Here is an 18,729-nt window from a genome sequence, read left to right as displayed (position 1 = left end):
GTGTCCTCCTCAGGAAGGTGGGGTGTCAGTCGGCGTGGTGGACGAGGTCGCCCGCGATGTAGGTGCGGTGGACCCGGGTGCGGGCGATCTCGGAGGGTGCGGCGTCGAACGGGTTGCGGTCGTGCACGGCGATGTCGGCCACGCGGCCGGGGGTCAGGCTGCCCGCCTCGTGGTCGGCGCCGGTCACCCAGGCGGAGCCCGCGGTGTAGGCCGTCAGCGCCGCCGCGAGCGGGATCGCCTGGTGGCCGCCGAGCGCGGGGGTGCCCGGCGGCGCCTGGCCGTCGGTCCGGTTGACGGCGGTGTGGATCGCGGCCCAGGGGTCGGGGGTGCTGACGGGCCAGTCGCTGCCCATCACCAGGGTGGTGCCGAGGCGGTGCAGGTCGCCGAAGGGGTACTGGTCGGCGGCGCGGGCTGCGCCGAGGACGGGGATGGTCAGCTCGTCCATCTGCGGCTCGTGGCAGGCCCACAGGGCCTGCAGGTTGGCCGCGGCGCCCAGTTGCCGCAGGCGCGGCCGGTCGCGGGCGTCGACGACCTGCAGGTGGGCGAGGTGGTGGCGGCGGTCAGAGGAGCCGTTGGCCGCGCGGGCCGCGGCGAGGGCGTCGAGGACGTCGCGCACCGCCCGGTCGCCCAGGGCGTGGAAGTGCACGCCGAAGCCCGCCGCGTCGAGGGCGGTGACGACGTCGGCCAGCCGGTGCGGGTCGAGGAACGTGAGCCCGCGGTTGTCGCCGGTGTGGCCGCACCGGTCGTGGTAGGGCTCCAGGAGGGCGGCGGTCAGCGTCTCGACGACCCCGTCCTGCATGACCTTGACGTGCGGGAGCGTGTAGCGGGCCGCCGGTGCGGCGGCGGCCGCCTGCACGGCGTCGGCGCGCAGCCGCACCAGGGCTGCGACCGTGTCGTGGATGTCGTCGGCGGCGCGGTCCCACCACAGGGCCCCGGCGACCCGGGAGCGCAGCCACCCCGCGGCCTGGGCGGCGAGGTAGGTGTCGTGGACCGACGCCGTCCCGTCGTGGTGGACCATCGCGTCCTGCCAGGCGGTGATGCCCAGCGAGTGCAGATAGGTCTGGGCTCCGCGGAGCCCGGCGAGGCGGTCGGCGGCGGTGTCGGCGGGGACGAGTGCGGCGACGAGGTCCATGGCGCCCTCGTGGAGCAGGCCGGTGGGCCGGCCGTCGGCGTCGCGCTCGATGCGCCCGTCGGCAGGGTCGGGGGTGGCGGCGTCGATGCCGGCGAGTTCCAGCGCGCGGGTGTTGACCCAGGCCGAATGGTGGTCGCGGTTGGGCAGGTAGACCGGTCGGTCGGCGACGATCGCGTCGAGGTCGCGCCGGTGCGGAATGCCGTCGGGGAAGGCGGCCATCGCCCAGCCTGCGCCGAGGACCCAGGCGTCGGAGCAGCCGGCGGCGTAGGCGGCGATGGTGCGGCGGTAGTCGGCGGCGTCGGCGGAGCCGGACAGGTCGCAGCGGATCCGTTCCAGGCCGCCGACGACCGGGTGCACGTGCGCGTCGATGAAGCCGGGCGTGACGAGGCGGCCGTCGAGGTCGACCACGTCGTCGGCGTGGCGCAGCCAGTCGCGCAGGTCCGCGTCGCCGCCGACCGCCGCGACGCGGCCGTCGCGGATCACCAGCGCGGTACTCCACGCGGTAGCCGCCGTCGCGGTGAAAATCGCCCCGTTACGCAGGACCGTTGTCGTCATGCAGGGGAGCCAACATCACTGACCCCAGTGTTGTCAACAGTGTTGACAACACTCTCCTGTAAGGTGGCGCCATGGCCGCCACCAACAGCAGCCGCCCTGCCACCAAGGGCAACACCACCGAGCCGCCGCGGCGGACCGGAGCCCGCGCGCGGCCCGGCACGCTGACCCAGGACGCGATCCTCGACGGCGTTATCGCCCTGATCGAGCGCGAGGGCGTCAACGCGATGAGCATGCGCCGCCTCGGCGACGAGCTCGGTGTCGACGCGACCGCCTTCTACCGCCACTTCCGCGACAAGGACGACCTCATCCTCGCCGCCTTCGACCGGGTCACCGGCGAACTGGCGCTGGAGATCCGCGCACTGGACGCCGCCGCCGGCTGGCGGGAACGGCTGCAGAACCTCGCGATGGGCTCATGGCGCCTGGCCGAGCGATACCCGGCGATCTTCAGCCTCTGCTTCGCCCGCATCACCGGCGGACCCGCCGAACGCGAGATCGTCGAGTTCATGCTGTCGACGCTCGCCGCCACCGGCCTGCCGGCGGACCGGGTGGTGCTGCACTACCGGGCGTTCGGCGACACGACGCTGAGCCTGTGCGGCGCCGCAGCCACCGTCGCAGCCCTGGACCCGGCCCTGCGGGAGAAGGACGCCAACGCCTGGTCGCGCATCTACGGCGTGTTGCCCCGGGCCGAGTACCCGGCCGCCCGAGCGCACGCCGCCGAACTCAACGCCGTAGCCGACCAGGAGATCTACGAACGTACCGTCGAGGCTCTGCTCGACGGGATCCAGGCAGCGGTCACCGGTCTGTAGCTTCAAGTGCCGCCGATTGATTCAGGGGCCGCGTCCAAGACCACCCGCTGCTCCACGGTGACGTCGGGGTAGGTCTGAGCCCAGTCGGCGATCGCCTTCGCCAGCAGCACCCTAGCCGCTTCGCCGTCCGCGTCCAGCTCGGCCTGGGCGTACTCCTGCGTGAACGACAGCGTCGGAGCAGGCGCCCAGCAGTGCAGCGCGACCAGGCCGGTCCGGCGGGCGTCCGCCTCCGCGAAGGCGAACTCGATCGCCGCTGTGCTCGCCGACGACCCGTCCACTCCGACCAGCACCGGTCCGGCGCTGGGGGAGGCTTCCGCGGCGGCGGGCCGCAGGACCAGCACCGGGCAGTGGGAATGCGTGGCGGTCTGGGCGCTGACCGAGCCGAGGAGCAACTCGGCGAAGCCGCCCATCCCGCGACAGCCCAGCACGACCAGCTTCGCCTCACGCGACGCCTCGACCAGAACGTAGGCGGGAGAACCCACGACCAGGACCGACCGCACATCGAGATCGGGGTTCTCCGCGCGGACCTTCGTGACCAGCTGCTCCAAGGCAGCGGTCGATTCCTGGACGGCCTGATCGAAACCGAGCGGCCACGGCGCCATGCCTAGGGCCACCGGCTGGTCGAAGACGTGCATCACGGTGAGTCCGGCGTTCAGTCGCCGCGCCTCTGCTGCGGCGTTCTTGAGGACAGGCTGGCGTTCGGCGGTGTCGTCGACCCCGACAACAACGCGGTTGTATGCGTAGTTCGACATGTAAGCGCACCTCCTTCTATGTCCCCAGCTTGGGATATTGAGGAGCTGCCGCACAGGGTCTTCCGGCCCGCTCGACGCGGGCATATCGGCACCGATCCGCACTGCAATACGTGTCGGCAGGTTGGGGTGGTTTCGTCGGTAACGCGTCGGGCAGCGTTAATGATCATTCCAATGCGGATCACAAGCATCGCCTAAACATGGATGATTGGCAACCGTCAATGACGTTCTGGATTAACTCACCACCAAGAACGGCCTCACCCGGTCGGGTGACATTTCTAACGACTGGTACTGATTGCTGAATATGGTTGACATCTTCTGGACATCACCAAGCTGGCGTTGCCCAGTCGGGGTTGGTCCGCGCACGTCCGCTCGGGAGGAGGCGCGGCCAGGCGGCCGTTCGGGTTCGCCAGCCTGGCTGCTGCGAGGGCCGACGCTGGGGGATGGTGCTGGTATGTTCGCAAATTCTGATCCTTCGCCGCAGGAGCGTGCCCGAGCCCGAGCCCGACGGCGATGCGGCAGACGCGCCGCCCTGTGAGCGAGGCCCGCGCCTACACCTGGGCCTCGTTCCACTCGGCCAGGCGCCGCCAGCAGGTCATCTCAGAACTGAACCCCAACTGCTGGGGCAGGAACTCCCACTGGATCCGGGTATGCAGCATGAACAAGATTCCCTGCAACGCGAGGCGGTCCAGCGGCCGCCTACGCCCGGGACCGCGGAAACGGCGCTGCTTGACCGGCAGCAACGGCTCGACCCGCCGCCACAACTCGTCCGACACGATCCACGGAGGCTGCTCATCACGTCTCATACGACATACCAACGCCCATTGCCGTCATGACACACGGCCGCGGTCATTCACCCCGTTGCGTTAGGAAATCTTACTTGTGCCGCGCGTGACTGCTGTGGTTATCCGACGGCGATGAGTTCGGTGATGCCGGTGACTTCCAGCATCCGCTTGATCTTCCCGCTCGTATTGACCATACAGATCGTGACGTGACGCTGCTGGCTGTAGTAGTAGGCTCTTAGGAGTATGCCGAGACCAGAGGAGTCGATGGCGGCGAGCTGGCCGGCATCGATGACGACGTATCGGCCTCCCGCCTGGTCGATGGCTGTGGTCAGCCAGCGGAGCAGCTCACGCGAGGTGTTGAAGTCGCTGTCGCCGATCAAGCTGATGACGTATCGACCGTCGGACTGGGTGACCGTGTGGTCGAGCAGGGAGTCGGTCATATGCGTTTGGTCGCCGCCTAAGGGAGATGCCGCAGGTGCAGCGCTGCTGAGTCTAACGTCGCACGGCGGTGCCCCTGTACAGGATCGTCGCAGAAAGCGACGCAACGCCGTGCGGCTGCTGCCTGGATGGACGGCTAACGTGTGCTCACGCCATCGATCCGGAGTGATGTCAGTTCTTTACGCAGGCGCAGCGACCTGCTCGTCGGCTTTCGCGATCTCTGACATGCGGAACATTCCTCGCTGATGTTCTGTTCGCGACTGAGCCCGAGGCCCTCGAGTCTCGCCCGGCGTTCGGCGGCGGGAAGGCGTGAGAACGCGGTGAGTCGCTCCTGGATCTCGTGCATGCCCAACAGGCTGCTGATGACCTCATCAAGGTTCCATGCGACCTCTGGTGACCTGCGAACGGCGAGGACGAAGGAGACCAGCATGATCCTCATGGCGGGATCGGGATCGCGGGCCATGGAACCGTGCCGGTCATTCCGAGGCTATTGGTTCGGCCGAAGACATCGGCTATCGACACCGCGAAGGCCAGCCCGTTGAGAAGAGACGTTGCTTCGGGTGCGGCGGCGAGGAGTTCATCGTCGCTGGCCTCCTCGACGGCGGTGACGAGACGGGGAAAGCTGGCGAGTTCGGCGAATCCCGTCATTGCCGAGGCGGCCGTTCCGCGTCCACGGCATGTGCTTCGATGCGTTCAGGGGATGCTCCGCCCATGAAGAGCTCGAACATGAGGCCGACGGCTTGCGTGAGTCCCGCGAACGAGTGATCGGCAGAGCGGCGAGATCTGTCGCCGCCGCCCCACCAGCATGTGTCGGCGTTCCGATCAACCGCGTGATACCGATCTGAAACCAGATTGAAAGCGCTTCCTGCCACTCTCCGTCGGAAGTCCTCTGACGACAGAAGCGGAGATGGCAGGGCGGATTCGGAGGGGTAGGAGTTCCGCTGGTGGGTCATCGGTATCGGGTCGATTCGGGCCGGCGACCATGCCCGGCGAAGTGGCGGGCTTGTGGAAGGCTGCCGGTCTGGTCCGCAAGCCGGAGGGGCCGGGCTCCTGAGTCCTCGGGTTCCGCCGCCCGACGTCTGGTTCTCCGTAGTGACATCCGGTACTGCGCCCTTGCTCCTGGAAGCCAGAAGTAGACCTTGACGAGATTCGGCGATCCAGGGTTCGCGAGCATCGCGACAGCGGGTAAAGCTGAGGTAAACAGCGGTGGAGGCTGACGTTGACGGACCGGTGACCATGACTGGAGATCCACTTAGCAGCACGGGGGTAAGCGATGTTGATGTTCAGAGTATTGGGTCCATTGCGGGCATATAGCAATAGTTGCCATATTCCGCTTCCAGGCATGCTGCACCGTTTGCTGGCGATCCTGCTGGCGCAAGCAGACAGGCCGATCGCGGTAAGCACCATCATGGAGGTGCTTTGGGGTAAACGTCCACCCAAAACCGCACGGAAGGCAGTGCACGTCTACGTGCACCAGCTTCGCAGGTTGTTCGGCGCACGCGTCATCCAACTGACTCATGGCGGCTATCTGCTGAACACCGCCGAGTCGGTGATCGACAGTAGGCAGTTCATGGAGCTGACCGCGTCCGCCAAGGACCTTCAGCTCCAAGGCGAGCCGGCTCAAGCCGTACATGTGTGGGCGCAGGCATTGGCGCTGTGGCGGGACTCGGTCGCCTTTTCCGATGTGGACTGCGCCACCGGCGTGATCGCGGCCGAGCGCACCTGGCTGCAGGAGCAACGCGGCACCGCATGGGAAAACAGGCTGGCCGCGGCCGTGAGCCTCGGCAGCGGACATGACTCGATCGTGGGCTGGCAGGCCATGACCGAACAGCATCCGTATCGCGAGCGGCTACATGGCCTCATGATGATCGCGATGTATCAAAGCGGGCGTCAGGAGGACGCCCTCACCACGTACGAGAATCTTCGGCAACGGTTGGCCGTCGAACTCGGGATCGAGCCGACACCGCCACTGCGGAAACTGCACTATCAGCTTCTTCAGCACATGCCCGAAGGCAGTTTGACGCTGCTGAGTGGCGTGTCGTAGGCCGCCGCAGCGGCCTACGACACACCACGAACCCGGCGCGCCCGTACACTCCGACGCATCCGGCGGCTGGCCGAACGGCTCTTAGAACCCCACACCGATCAAGCGCCGGAGCCTTCACGACCACCACGTCGTCGCAGTGCTCAGCCAGTTCCCGCAGCACGGCGATGGCCTCGCTGCGCGTACCTGCGGTCCATGCGGTCGCGCGGCGCAGCAGCGCGAGGTGGTGCAGCCGTTGCGTCTCGTCGGGTCCGCCGATCACGGGCCGATGGTGCCACGGGCGGGTCCGCCCGGCCACCGTCCACGACCCGTGCCGGAAACCCGGCGCGGGTCGCATCCCGGAACGCGCGGAAAGGGCGCGGGAGCCCGTCCGCTCCCGCGCCCTGCCGTCAGCGTGCTCCTCGACCGGCCGTCATGCGGCCTTCACGAAGGACTGCGCGGCCGATCCGTTGCAATCCCAGATCTGCAGTCGCGCGCCGTCCGCTGTCGAGCCTGCTGGGGAGTCCAGGCACCTGTTGGAGTTCGGGTTGCGCAACCGGTTCCCTTCCTGGACCCAGTTCTGTGCGCCGCTGCCGTTGCAGTCCCAGAGCTGGATCTGTGTGCCGTTGGCCGTACCCGCGCCGTTGACGTCGAGGCACCGGCCCAGCGTCCGCAGGGTCTGGCCGTTCCAGCTCCACTGCTGGTCCTGCGAAACAGCAGACCCCTGGCACGTCCACAGCTGCACGGCCGCGCCATTGCCGCCGGTGTCGTTTCCGGCCACGTCCACGCACTTGCCGCCCGGCCCGTTGATCTGCGTCGCAGATCCGCCCGGCGGCGTGCCGCCGTCCTGGTAATAGCGCACGTAGTCGATCGATGCGGTGAGCGGGAACTGGCCCTGCACGGGGTTCTGTCCGGGGTACGTGCCGCCCAGCGCCAGGTTGAAGATGAGGTGGAACGGCTTGCGGAACTCCTCCAATGTCGCCGGTGTCGTGTCGATCACATGCGTCTGCACACCGTCGACATACCAGCGGATCTGCGCGGCGGTCCACTCGATCGCGTAGACGTGGAAGGCCGCGGCGTTGTTGACGGCGGGGTTGGCGACGTAGTTGGCGTTCTGACCCGCTGTCCACGGGAACACGCCGGTCCGCAGATCCCAGAAGATGTTGTTCGTGACGGTCGCGTTCGCGTTCGCGTGTTCCATGATGTCGACCTCGCCGCAGCTGGCCCAGTTGGTGGGCAGGCGGTCGTAGTAGGTCTGCGCCGGGTTGTAGGCGCCCGTGGACGACTCGTCGCACGCGTCACCGAGCATCCAGAAGGCCGGCCACGAGCCGGCGGCGGTGGGGAGCGCCATGCGTGCCTCGATGCGGCCGTACTGGAAGGACCTCTTCGTGTCCGTCGTCATGCGGCACGACGTCTGGTACCAGTTGCGGCCGTTGACCACCATAGGCGTCGTGAGCCAGTTGGCGCGCATCACGAGGTTGCCGCCGGACTGCGAGCAGTTCTCGGGGCGGTACCACTCCCATTCGCCGTTGCCCCAGCCGTCGAAGGTGTTGAGGCCGGGATTGAGGCCGTTGCCGACGTTGTAGTTCCAGTTGGCGCTGTTGGGCGCGCCGGACCCGTTGAACTCGTCGGCCCACACGAGGTTCCACGCGGCTTGTGCGGGCTGCTGCTGGACGACCACGCTGCCGACGAGTGCAGTGACGGCTGCGGTGAGGAGGATCATGAGGCGTCGGCCGCGTGAAAGCGTTCGGTTCACAGTGCGGCCACGGGGCAAGCGGGGTGCGCGTTCTTGTTGAATCTCCACAGCGGATGTGCCCTTCTCGAGCAGGGACGGCGGTGGTGCGATTGGCGGAATGCCTGTTCTAGTCCGCACGTGGCGGATGTGAGAGCGCTCTCACATAGTGATTGACTGGAAACATTGTTGTCAATAACTCGACATGCCAAAGCAACGAACTCGCGCAAGAGACCACAAACGCAAACGATGCGAGGCGGCCTGGATTGAGTTCAACCGGTGCGGTGCGATCTGGGGTTTGTGGTCGGACGCGGGCTGGGGGTGAGTCGGTCGGGCGGTATGGGTCTCTCCCACGGCTGGCGCAGGTCGGCTACCAAGGGCTGGGCAAGGCGCAGCTAGGTGTAGGCGGTGAAGAGGAGCCAGGTCCACCGGTCTGCGGTGTGCGGCCTGCGGATTTTGGGGTGGTCCAGCCGAGGGTCTGTTGAGCATGCGAAGGCGTGCTCGATGTCGAGCAGGGCAGGAACGCCTGCGATGATTCCGGCGACAGGTGTCACGGTCAGCAGCGGACCGATGCGAATTGCGTGATGGGCGCTTTTTCGGTTCGCGCCGCCGGATCCGCAGATCCAGCATGTCTCCGGCGTCTGCGACATGACGGTCCACGACGGTCTGATTGCTGCGCCGGTCAGACCGGCCAGGGGTGGGTGCGCGGCGCCACCGTGTATCCACGGCCAGGGTCACATGAAGGACAAGCATGGCGATCGAGTTGCTCACCTGCCGAAATCCCACGACTGGGTATTTCTAGGGTAGAATACTGGGTGTTTCTTGGGTATCGGTGGTGTACTGAGGGCATGACTGCGAGCAAGAGTCCAGTTTCGGAGGACCTCCGCGTTCTACTGCGTCACGGGCTTCCCTCCGATACCGCAGTCCGCGAGCACCTGCTTGCGCTTCCTGGCGTGACTGCCCGTGCGGCGGGACCGGACTGGATCAATCGGGTGCAGGCGTTCAACGCGTTGTTGAGGCAGTTGATTGACCGCATCGCGGAGCCGCAGACTTCGATCGCGGCGGCTTCACTGTTTGGGGTATCGGCTGGCACGATCGGAGCCAACCTGACCGAGCGCCGCGAGGCGGCGGCGGCAGCGCTGTCGGTGCATCCGGACCACTTCCGTAAACACATCGAGCCGCGCCTGCTCGCCCAGCTCGCCCAGGCCTTGGCTGCTGACAGCGAGCGGATGACCTCCACGCGGGTAGCGCCGCCGCAGTTGTTGCCGATGACCCGGCCACCGGCACCGCTTCCGGCTGACATGTTCGCGTGGGAGGCCGTAGAGCACGAGGAACAGCTGTCGCGGCTTTGGTCCTCGGTGTACGCACTGCGCGCCGAACTGCTGGCATGCGAGCGCTGGGCATCGATGGACCCAGGCTCGGGTGAGCACGTGGACGCCGCCGACGCCGCATTGTGGCGTGTCGGCCAACTGCATGTAGCGATTCGCTCCTACCGTCGCGCATATGGCAGCCGGCTCTTACACGGCGATATCCCACCCGAGCGCCTGATCGGCATGGCCGGCTGGACACCGGACTTGAGGCCGCCGGATGTGGAGCTGCTATGTCATCGCGGTCCGGACGCTGAACGACTGCGTGGCTTCCTTGACGACCTGACCGCCGCCCCTGGCGGCCAGGATCTGCGTGACCGGTGGGTCAGCGACCTACTGGTCCCGCATCTGATCATCATCACCGGCAACAGGAGCACATCGTCATGACCATCAACGACATCCACACCGGCCCCGCACGCCGCTACGTCATCACCGGCGGGCCCTCCGCGGGGAAGGAATCCGTGATCGAGGCCATCGTCAAAGCGGGCATGTCCTGCTCTGCCGAAGAAGCTGCCCGAGAGATCTACCGCCAGCATCGTGCCCGGCTCGGGCGTCACCTGCAACGAGACGACCGTCGCGACTACTCCCGCGAGGTGCTTCGCGCTTTCATCGACGAGTTCAAGGCACACACCCAAGGCGTGCGCTTCTACAACAGGGGTATCCCGGACGGCTACGGCTGGGACCGGTTCTTCGGCCTGGAACCCTACGCCGAACTCGAAGAGGCCAACCAGCTCTACCGCTACGACGCGATCCTCGTACTCGATCCACTGGACACGTTCGAAGACGAGCACGACGTGGTGTGGGCGCAGGACCGAGAGATCCGCCGCGTACACGAACTGATCGTGCAGGGCTACTACGACGCCGGCTACTCACCGATCTTCATCCCGGCCGACGCACCCGAGGAACGGCTGGACTTCATCTGCGCCAACCTGCGCCTGCCCCGACCCAGCCGTGAGGAGTAGCGATGCCGCCGACCACCCCCGACGTGCCGCCGGCTGTCCTGTCACCCAACACGGTCCTGGCCAACGCACTGCTGCGCACCATCGACACGATCCGGCCGAAAGTGATCGCCAACCGGCCCCGCCGGATCGTCTTCGTCGTCGGCACACAGATCAACGGCGCCCCGCACCTCGGCACGAACATCGTGCAATCCTCGGCATTCCTTCTCGCCAAACTCGCCCGCCGCGCGTTCTCCGTCGATACCACCGTCCGGTTCTCCGCCCTGGACAACGCCCCGTACGACGTGATCCTGGACCCCGAAACGCACCGGGCCTACCAGACCACCTTCTTCCACGCCCTGGGCAAATACGGCATCACCGACCTCATCGAGCAGTACTACCGCGCCCTGTTCAACTCCCTGTCGGACGCCACCGACACCGAATACGAACTGGACACCTACACCGAGCAGCAGGAAACCCCGGCGTTCCGGTCTGAGTTCCTGCGCTCGCTGGAACGCTTCGACGACATCAGGTGGTGGCTCAACCCCTCTACCGGCATCGTGCACACCCGCCTGCCCTGCCCGAACTGCGGCTGGGCGGAAAAAACGAGCCGAACAGACACGCCTCGTACGCGTCGATGAAGGCGGCGCGATCTTCACCGCCGTGTGCTACGAGCACGGCGACTACGAGATGTGCATCGATCCGATCGACGGCGGCTACCTCGACCTCGCCACCCTGTACCGCAACGTCATCAAAGAACGCGCCCTCGTCCGCGAACGTGACGTCCTGTACGTGATGGTCAAGGGCGGCGACTGGTCTTTCGGCGCCCAACTCGTCGATGGCGCGCTGCTTGCGTTAGGCACTCCGGCGACCGACATGCCGACCCGAGTGTTCACCCCGATGGTGCTATCCGGTTCCGGCGCCAAGCTGTCCAAATCCCTGCTGCGGGCAGCACCGGACTCACCGGCACACGGTGGCATCGAGGACTGGATGCTGACCACCACCAGCTGGGACGGCACCGTCGACCAGTACGTAGACGCACTGCTGTGGCTCGTCAACGGACTGATCGCCGACCCGAAGCACTTCTTCCGATCCTTCACCACCCGCGAACTGGGAGCACTCATGGCCCAACGGCCGGCCGACCTCTCGACCCGCCCTCGGGCCCGCGAGATGCCGATCTACAAGCGCTACTTCGACCTCATCGCCTCAGGCAAGAAGACCGTCGAGGTCCGCGTCGCCTACCCGTCAACACGCGCCTACCCCAGGACAGCTGCTGAAATTCACATGCCGGGGCGAAGAATGCCTCACCCGCATCACCAAGATCGGGCGCTATCGGTCATTCGACGAGATGTTTGACCACGAGAAACGTCACGTCGGTGAACCCGACCGCGACCCGCACCGAACAACTCGCCAACATCCGCCTGATCTACCCAGCCGAGAAAGAAGCCCTTGGCGTCGTTGCCATCCACGTCGAAAGGATCTGACGCCCCAATCGGCGTTAACGCGAGCCGAATGGCTCTGCTGATTGCATGTCATAGCTCCGTCGCAGCCCTTGGTCTTGTGCCACTCCCTCTACTCTGCGGGGAGTGTGCTCGCCGACGTCGCCGATAACGACCGCTCTGTCCATGAGCGCCCTCATCGGCCACGTCAGACCCGTCGCGCGGTGAGCGTACTCGGCGGACGTCAAGCCATGGCTCCGGCCAGCGCGACCGACGTCGAGCTCAAGGTGGGCCGGTTGACAGACCGCTGAATCCCTATGTGCCGACGCCTTGGTCCAGCGACACGCGACCTGCGATTTAACCCCGCCCTAACCCTTCGGCTCAACACTGACCGCTCCCTATGCCCTCTTCTCGACCGGTCATGGAGCCTCAATGAAGCGAAAACCAATAATCGCCGCGAGCCTGGCGCTGCTCTTGCTGCCCTTGGTCGCGGTCGCCGCAGACCTGGTGGTGGTTCCCGGCCGCCTGAAGCCGAGTGCCGAGGCGTTGGACGACGATGGCGGTGAGGTTGGCGCCGCCGGCTGGCGCACCAGCCGCGACACCGAGAAGGCGCCAGCGGCAGCGTGGCCGGCACCGGCCAGGAACCGGCTGCAGCTCGCCGCCGGACAGCGAAAGCAGGCAGGAAAGACACCGGTCTGGCTCAAGGCGGCAGCCGCGTCCACCGTGGACGTCGAGGTGATCGACCGAGCGGCCGTTCCCGCGAACTGGCGGGACGGCCTGCTGATCCGCCTGGACGGGTCACCGGGCACCGCCGACCTCACCGTCGACTACGCGGCCTTCCGGGGCGCCGCCGGCGGCGACTGGGCTTCGCGGCTCCGTCTTTGGACGGTGCCGAGCTGTGCGTTGACAACCCCGTCGGCAGCCGAATGCCGGGCCACGCCGCTGGCGACGACGAACAGTCCCGCCGACTCCACGGCCTCCGCGACAGTGGGGCTGAAATCGCTCGTCGCGTTGTCCGCCGGCCCGTCCGGCAGCGGCGGCGACTTCGCCGCTTCGCCGATGCAGCCGTCCTCGACGTGGGCGGCGGGCAGCTCGGCAGGCGACTTCACCTGGAATTATCCGCTTCGGATGTCGCCATCGTCGGGACCGTTGCCAGCGGTCGCCCTGGCCTACTCGTCGGCCGGGGTGGACGGGCGGTCCGAGGCCACCAACAACCAACCGTCCTGGGCGGGCGAGGGGTTTGAATACTCACCCGGCTTCATCGAGCGCCGCTATGTGCCGTGTGCCGAGGATCAAGCCAACGGTGGCAACAACTCGCAGAAGACGGGCGACCTCTGCTGGCGTTCCGACAACGCCACGATGAGCCTCAACGGTTCCGGCGGCGAACTCGTCTTCGAGACGGGCCAGGGCTGGCACAACCGCAAGGACGACGGATCCAAGATCGAGAAGTTGACCGGTTCCGGCAACGGAGACGACAACGGTGAGTACTGGAAGGTCACCACCAGCGACGGAGTCCAGTACTTCTTCGGCCGGCACAGCCTTCCCGGCCAGTCCACCGTCACGGAGTCGGCGCTCACGGTGCCGGTCTACGGCAATCACCTCAACGAGCCGTGCCGTCAGGCGTCGTTCGCCGCGTCCAGCTGTGTGCAGGCATGGCGGTGGAACCTCGACTACGTCGTCGACACGTTCGGCAACACGATGTCGTACTGGTACGACAAGGAGCTCAACAAGTACGCGAAGAACAACACCGACACCGACGACGTCGTCTATTCGCGGGGCAGCGTGCTCAAGCGCATCGACTACGGCACCTACTACCGCACGCTCGCCGAGCACGGCGTCAACGAGATCTCGGTGACGCCGGTGAAGCAGGTGCTGTTCGGGGTCGCCGATCGGTGCTTCACCAACTGCACGTCCGGGGGACAGCCGGTCAAGGCCAGCTGGAAGGACACACCCCTGGACCAGGATTGCAGCCTGACCGCCACGGAATGCCCCGGCAAGTACACGCCGACGTTCTGGTCGACGAAGCGGCTGGCCGTCGTCACCACGCAGACGTGGGACACCACGAAGACGACCCCTGCCTGGCAGCCGGTCGACTCGTGGACGTTCACCCATTCGTTCCCGCCCACCGGCGACGTGACCAACGCCGGGATCTGGCTGGACTCCATCGTCCACACCGGCCTGGTGGGCACTGCGATCGCGATGCCGCCGGTGACCTTCGAGCCGGTCGCCATGCCGAACCGCGTACTCACGCCCGCGAGCACGACCAACAACTGGCATCGCATCACCAACATCATCACCGAGACCGGCGCGAAGGTTCACGTCGACTACAGCCTGCCGGAGTGCACGGCGGCGAACGTCGTCGCCCTGCAGCCGCACACCAACACCATGCGCTGCTATCCGGTGCTGATGCCCGACTACAGCGCCAACCCCAACGGCAGTGTGCTCAAGACCGAGTGGTGGCACAAGTACGTCGTCACCCACGTGACCGAGCTGGACGTGCCCATCACGGGTGGGCAGGGGGCCACGCCGAAGCACACCTACTACGAGTACCTCGACGGGCCGGCATGGCGGTACGCCGACGACGACGGTATGTCCAAACCGGAGCGGCGCACGTGGTCGCAGTATCGCGGCTATGCCACGGTGAAGACCCGCACCGGCGACGATCCGGCGACCCAGACGCTCCAGGTGACGAAGTACATGCTCGGCATGCACCAGGATCGCGCCAATCCGGCGGGGGCCTTGCGGAGCGTCACCGTGCCGGCCCAGCGTGGGCAGCGAGGTCGTGTACGACGAGGACCAGTACGCCGGAACGGTTCGGGAGCAGACCGTCTACAACGGCGTCGAGACCAAGCCGGTCTCCAAGACGGTCAGCGTCCCCTGGAGTTCGGCCGCGACGGCGTCGCGCACGATCGGCGGGCAGACGATCAGCGCGAAGTTCACCGCGACGCAGACGACCTATACCGGTACCGCCCTGGGGGTGGACGGGGCCGGCGGGTGGCGGATCACCAAGACCATGCAGGGAATGGACCCGACATACGGCACCGTGAGCTGGTCGGAAAGCCTCGGCGACATCAACGAAAGCAACGACGAGAAGTGCATCACCCACACCTATAACCGCAATATCACCAAGAACATCCTGACGACGGTGTCGCGGACCACCACCACGGCGCTGCCGTGCGCGCAGGCGCCGTCGACCGTCAACCACATGATCACCGATGTTCGGAACTACTACGACGGAGCCGCCTCGTCGACCACGGCGCCGCTCTACGGCACGGTCACGAAGACCGAGCAGCTCAAGGACTGGCTGCCGGGCAGCGGCACCGTGTGGCAGGTCCTCAGCCAGTCCACGTATGACAAGACGGGCCGGCCGCTGACGCTGACCGATCTGAAGGGAAACACGTCCAGCACCGTGTACCAGCCGACCGTCGGCGGGCCCGTCACGAAGACGACCGCCACCGGTCCCGCGCCGTTCAGCTGGTCGAGCGTGACCGAAGTCAATCCGTACTGGGGTTCGGTCACCAAGACCGTCGACTTCAACACGAGGACGACCGGCGAGGCCACGTTCGACGCACTCGGGCGGACCGCGAAGACCTGGAAGCTCGGCTGGCCCCGAGCGGGCAATGAGAACAAGCCGTCGGCGGAGTTCGTATACACCCTGCCGCCCAACCGCGACGCCTACTCGTCGATCGAGAGCCGGCTGCTGAACGCCGACGGTAACTACATCTCGTCGTTCCAGATTCTCGACGGCATGCTTCGGGCGCGGCAGGTGCAGGCGATCGCGATGGACGGCTCCGGCAACCGGGTCGTCTCCGACACCATTTACGACGACCGCGGCCGGGTTTCGGCGGTCTATCAGGCCCACGGCGAACCAGGCGCCCCGTCGAGCACGCTGTGGTGGGAGCCGCAGTGGTCCGTGCCGACGGTCGCCGTAACCGAGTACGACCGGGCGTCGCGTCCGGTCGCGTCGGTGGTGCTGGAAGGCGACGGCGTATCCAACCTGGTCGAGAAGTATCGAACGACCACCGCCTACGAAGGCAACGTGCAGAAGGTGACACCGCCCGAGGGCGGGATCGCCCGTACCGTCATCTCCGACGCCGCCGGCCGGACGGTCGAACTGCGGCAGCACACCTCAGCGACCGGGGTCAACGGCCCGTACCTGAAGGCGACGTATGCCTTCGACCGCCAGGGACAGATGTCAAAGGCGGTCGACAACGCGGGCAACGAATGGGTCTACACCTATGACCCGAAAGGCCGTAAGAAGACCGAGAAGGACCCCGACAAGGGCACGACACTCTACGGCTACAACGACTTCGACGAGCTGATCCAGACCACGGACGGCGCCGGCGAGGTCCTGTTCTACGTCTACGATCAGCTGGGCCGCAAGAAGGAGATGCGCGACGACACCGCGTCGGGCGCGCTGCGTGCGGAATGGAAGTACGACAGCCTCTACACCGGGCAGACCGGCTACCGCGGCCAGGTCACGCAGGCGATCCGGTACGAGCCCGCGGGTTCGGCGAACGCCTACCAGTGGCAGGTGCGCGGATTCAACAGCCGCTACCAGCCGTCGGGTGTCAACATCGTCATTCCGGCGGTGGAGACGGACCTCTCCGGGACGTACATCTACGGATACGGGTATTCGCAGTACACCGGTTCGCAGAAGTCCATCTCTTACCCGGCGGTCGGAGACGTGCCGAACGAGACCGTCACCACCGAGTTCGACGACGCCACCGGCGCCGAGAACCGCATCGACACCAACTGGGTAGGCCAGTCGGGCACCATGGCGTCCAACTGGTACACCGCTTTCGGAGAACTGCAGGTCAGCACCCGCAAGATGCCCACCGGGGTGTACGTCGACGACATGGTCGAGTACGAGACCGCGTCCCGCAGGGTGAGCCGTACGATGATCCAGCCCGAAACCGGTACGGGCCTGGTCTCGGACCGCCGCTACAAGTACGACTTCAGCGGCAACATCGTGTCCATCGAGGAGACGCCGCAGGTCGGAGCATATGACCTGCAATGCTTCAGTTACGACAAGCTGGCACGGCTGACCACCGCGTGGACGCCGAAAGCGACCGTCGGTTGCGGACCGGCGGCGTCGAAGGCGAATCTCGGCACCACGGCCCCCTACTGGCAGCAATGGGGCTTCGACGCGCTCAACGGCAACCGGACGTCGGAGACCTCCTACGGCACCGTCGACACCACCCGGCAATACACCTTGCCGGCCGGCGGCCAGAACGTGGTGCGCCCGCACTCGGTGTCGGCGATGACCACGACGGTGACCGGCCAGGCCCCGGTCACGGTGAACTACGGGTACAACGGCAACGGCGCGATGACCTGCCGACCGGCGGCTGCCGGCGTCAACACCTGCGGCGTCGAAACCGCCAGCCAGATCCTCCGGTGGAACGCCGAGGGAAGCATGGACCAGGCCACGGTCAACGGCGCGGTCACCGAGACCGCCCTGTACGACGCCAACGGACAGCGCCTGGTCCGCCGTGACCCGACCGGCACCACGGTCTACCTGCCCGGCCAGGAAGTCCGGCGAGAGGGCGGTGTCACCAAGGGAACGCGCTACTACTCCCTCGCCGGGCGGGTCATCGGGTGCAGAACCGGCGCAGGTCTGGCGTGGACGTTCCCCGATCACCAGACCACGCAGCAGATCGCGGTGGAAGCGGGCACCCAGGCGGTGACGATTCGCAGGCAGACGCCGTACGGCGCTGCTCGCGGCGTCGCGGTCACCTGGCCCAACGGAAAGGGTTTCGTCGGCGGCGACAACGACCCGACCGGTCTGGTCAACCTCGGCGCCCGCCAGTACGACGGGGCGTTGGGCCGGTTCGTCTCGGTCGACCCGCTGATGGACCTGGGCGATCCGCAGTCCTGGCACGGGTACTCCTACACGAACAGCAATCCGATCACCAAGTCGGATCCCTCCGGCTTGCGGCCGGTCGATCCGGAGCTCGAGGCCATGCAGCGGCAGCCCGTCGCGCCGCAGAAGGCTCTCGCCGTGGCGCCGACGGTCCAGAACCCGAAACTGCAGAAGGTCATCAACGATCTGTACAAGGTCTACACGACCAACCAAGCCGGCGGAAACATCAAGACGTGGGTCGGCGACGGCACCGCCATGGACGCTCTGGAATGGGAGCTGAAGACCGGACTGAGAACCCGGAAAACCTTCCACTACCAGGATATTCTCGACAACGCCGCTGAAATGAGCAAAATCCTGGAGGGTGACGTCCGGGCGCACAACAAGATCATGGACGGGCACAAGGTCAGTCAGGTCGAATACGACAGTCTGCTGTCATCCAGCGATGTGAAGACTGCTCGGAGCATCTTCGACCGGATGTGGAAGGTCCTTGGCGTCAAGGACACCGCCGGCGTCATCACGGCCGAGATCAACGCCACCCCGGAGCGGCCGACACAGGTGAAGGCCGCCCTTGAATCCATCAAGGAACGCTACGCCGTCTCCGACACCACGGGAGAGAAGTTCCAGATCAACGTTAAGGGCAATCCGGAACGGGTAGTGCCAAGAGGTGCGCCACCGGCTGCCGGCGGCGGAACGGCACCAGGCAGAGCGTCGGGAGGAGGCCGAGTCATGGGCAGGATCGGCGGCGCGATGTCCATCCTGGACTTCGGGATCATCGCCTACTACATCTACCAGTACGGGCCCGGCGGCGCGCTGTGCATCCTCACCGGGATGAACTGCCCGATCGACCCCTACCCGGCCTGACCTCGACAACGAGCCTCCTGGGCATGCGAAAGTATGTCCAGGAG

At 66.5% G+C, this 18,729-nt stretch carries 15 protein-coding genes and 1 pseudogene; 8 read left to right on the top strand and 8 right to left on the bottom strand.

Annotation, left to right across the window (positions count from 1 at the left end; genetic code table 11):
• Nucleotides 1-25: 25 nt before the first annotated feature.
• On the bottom strand, nucleotides 26-1,687 hold the full coding sequence (locus tag F4553_RS03790; protein WP_184832048.1) for an amidohydrolase: 1,662 nt from the start codon (nucleotides 1,685-1,687) through the stop codon (nucleotides 26-28).
• Between the two features lie 71 nt (nucleotides 1,688-1,758).
• Between F4553_RS03790 and F4553_RS03785 the strand changes: the two genes are divergently transcribed.
• A complete protein-coding gene (locus tag F4553_RS03785; RefSeq protein ID WP_184832046.1) occupies nucleotides 1,759-2,493 on the top strand; it encodes a TetR/AcrR family transcriptional regulator in 735 nt (244 codons plus the stop codon).
• Between the two features lie 2 nt (nucleotides 2,494-2,495).
• Here F4553_RS03785 and F4553_RS03780 read toward each other — a convergent pair whose 3' ends face one another.
• The 5 genes from F4553_RS03780 to F4553_RS03760 all read right to left on the bottom strand — a co-directional run bounded on the left by F4553_RS03780 (nucleotide 2,496) and on the right by F4553_RS03760 (nucleotide 5,113).
• Nucleotides 2,496-3,245, bottom strand: coding sequence for a universal stress protein (locus F4553_RS03780; RefSeq protein WP_184832044.1), 750 nt, complete (start codon nucleotides 3,243-3,245; stop codon nucleotides 2,496-2,498).
• 548 nt (nucleotides 3,246-3,793) lie between these two features.
• Nucleotides 3,794-4,048 carry a transposase gene (locus F4553_RS03775; protein WP_221469681.1) on the bottom strand — a complete coding sequence of 85 codons (255 nt, stop codon included), beginning with the start codon at nucleotides 4,046-4,048 and terminating at the stop codon, nucleotides 3,794-3,796.
• A 98-nt stretch (nucleotides 4,049-4,146) separates the two neighbouring features.
• The gene (locus F4553_RS03770; protein WP_184832042.1) at nucleotides 4,147-4,467 is read right to left on the bottom strand and encodes an STAS domain-containing protein; all 321 of its coding nucleotides are present in this window, start codon (nucleotides 4,465-4,467) and stop codon (nucleotides 4,147-4,149) included.
• 134 nt (nucleotides 4,468-4,601) lie between these two features.
• Nucleotides 4,602-4,904, bottom strand: coding sequence for a hypothetical protein (locus F4553_RS03765; protein WP_184832040.1), 303 nt, complete (start codon nucleotides 4,902-4,904; stop codon nucleotides 4,602-4,604).
• Nucleotides 4,901-5,113 carry a hypothetical protein gene (locus F4553_RS03760; protein WP_184832038.1) on the bottom strand — a complete coding sequence of 71 codons (213 nt, stop codon included), beginning with the start codon at nucleotides 5,111-5,113 and terminating at the stop codon, nucleotides 4,901-4,903. The genes F4553_RS03765 and F4553_RS03760 overlap by 4 nt, the downstream gene beginning before the upstream one ends.
• A 694-nt stretch (nucleotides 5,114-5,807) precedes the next feature.
• On the opposite strand from F4553_RS03760, the gene F4553_RS03755 reads away from it, so the two are divergent.
• Nucleotides 5,808-6,509 carry an AfsR/SARP family transcriptional regulator gene (locus F4553_RS03755; RefSeq protein ID WP_184832037.1) on the top strand — a complete coding sequence of 234 codons (702 nt, stop codon included), beginning with the start codon at nucleotides 5,808-5,810 and terminating at the stop codon, nucleotides 6,507-6,509.
• Between the two features lie 409 nt (nucleotides 6,510-6,918).
• Here F4553_RS03755 and F4553_RS40600 read toward each other — a convergent pair whose 3' ends face one another.
• Together F4553_RS40600 and F4553_RS42820 are read right to left on the bottom strand one after the other, a co-directional pair.
• Nucleotides 6,919-8,208: a ricin-type beta-trefoil lectin domain protein gene (locus F4553_RS40600; protein ID WP_184832036.1), complete on the bottom strand. Its 1,290-nt coding sequence runs from the start codon at nucleotides 8,206-8,208 to the stop codon at nucleotides 6,919-6,921.
• A 404-nt stretch (nucleotides 8,209-8,612) separates the two neighbouring features.
• Entirely contained in the window at nucleotides 8,613-8,867 is a 255-nt protein-coding gene (locus F4553_RS42820; protein ID WP_221469792.1) for a hypothetical protein, read from the bottom strand.
• Nucleotides 8,868-9,170: 303 nt separating this feature from the next.
• Here F4553_RS42820 and F4553_RS03740 point away from each other — a divergent pair, with 303 nt between their 5' ends.
• The 6 genes and pseudogenes from F4553_RS03740 (at nucleotide 9,171) to F4553_RS40590 (ending at nucleotide 18,685) form a co-directional block, all read left to right on the top strand.
• Complete coding sequence (locus F4553_RS03740) at nucleotides 9,171-9,971, top strand: hypothetical protein (protein ID WP_184832035.1); 801 nt, start codon at nucleotides 9,171-9,173, stop codon at nucleotides 9,969-9,971.
• The gene (locus F4553_RS03735) at nucleotides 9,968-10,546 is read left to right on the top strand and encodes an AAA family ATPase (protein WP_184832034.1); all 579 of its coding nucleotides are present in this window, start codon (nucleotides 9,968-9,970) and stop codon (nucleotides 10,544-10,546) included. The genes F4553_RS03740 and F4553_RS03735 overlap by 4 nt, the downstream gene beginning before the upstream one ends.
• A 2-nt stretch (nucleotides 10,547-10,548) precedes the next feature.
• On the top strand, nucleotides 10,549-11,163 hold the full coding sequence (locus F4553_RS03730) for a hypothetical protein (protein ID WP_184832033.1): 615 nt from the start codon (nucleotides 10,549-10,551) through the stop codon (nucleotides 11,161-11,163).
• A gap of 22 nt (nucleotides 11,164-11,185) precedes the next feature.
• Nucleotides 11,186-11,878 carry an ASCH domain-containing protein gene (locus F4553_RS40020; protein ID WP_221469680.1) on the top strand — a complete coding sequence of 231 codons (693 nt, stop codon included), beginning with the start codon at nucleotides 11,186-11,188 and terminating at the stop codon, nucleotides 11,876-11,878.
• Between the two features lie 1,142 nt (nucleotides 11,879-13,020).
• Nucleotides 13,021-14,163: pseudogene (locus F4553_RS43105) on the top strand (hypothetical protein); the annotation flags it as partial.
• 580 nt (nucleotides 14,164-14,743) lie between these two features.
• Entirely contained in the window at nucleotides 14,744-18,685 is a 3,942-nt protein-coding gene (locus F4553_RS40590) for an RHS repeat domain-containing protein (protein WP_184832032.1), read from the top strand.
• Nucleotides 18,686-18,729: the final 44 nt, after the last annotated feature.

Origin of the sequence: Allocatelliglobosispora scoriae, assembly GCF_014204945.1 — a bacterium.
Classification (GTDB): Bacteria; Actinomycetota; Actinomycetes; order Mycobacteriales; family Micromonosporaceae; genus Allocatelliglobosispora; species Allocatelliglobosispora scoriae.
This window is presented reverse-complemented; position numbering and strand designations above follow the sequence as displayed.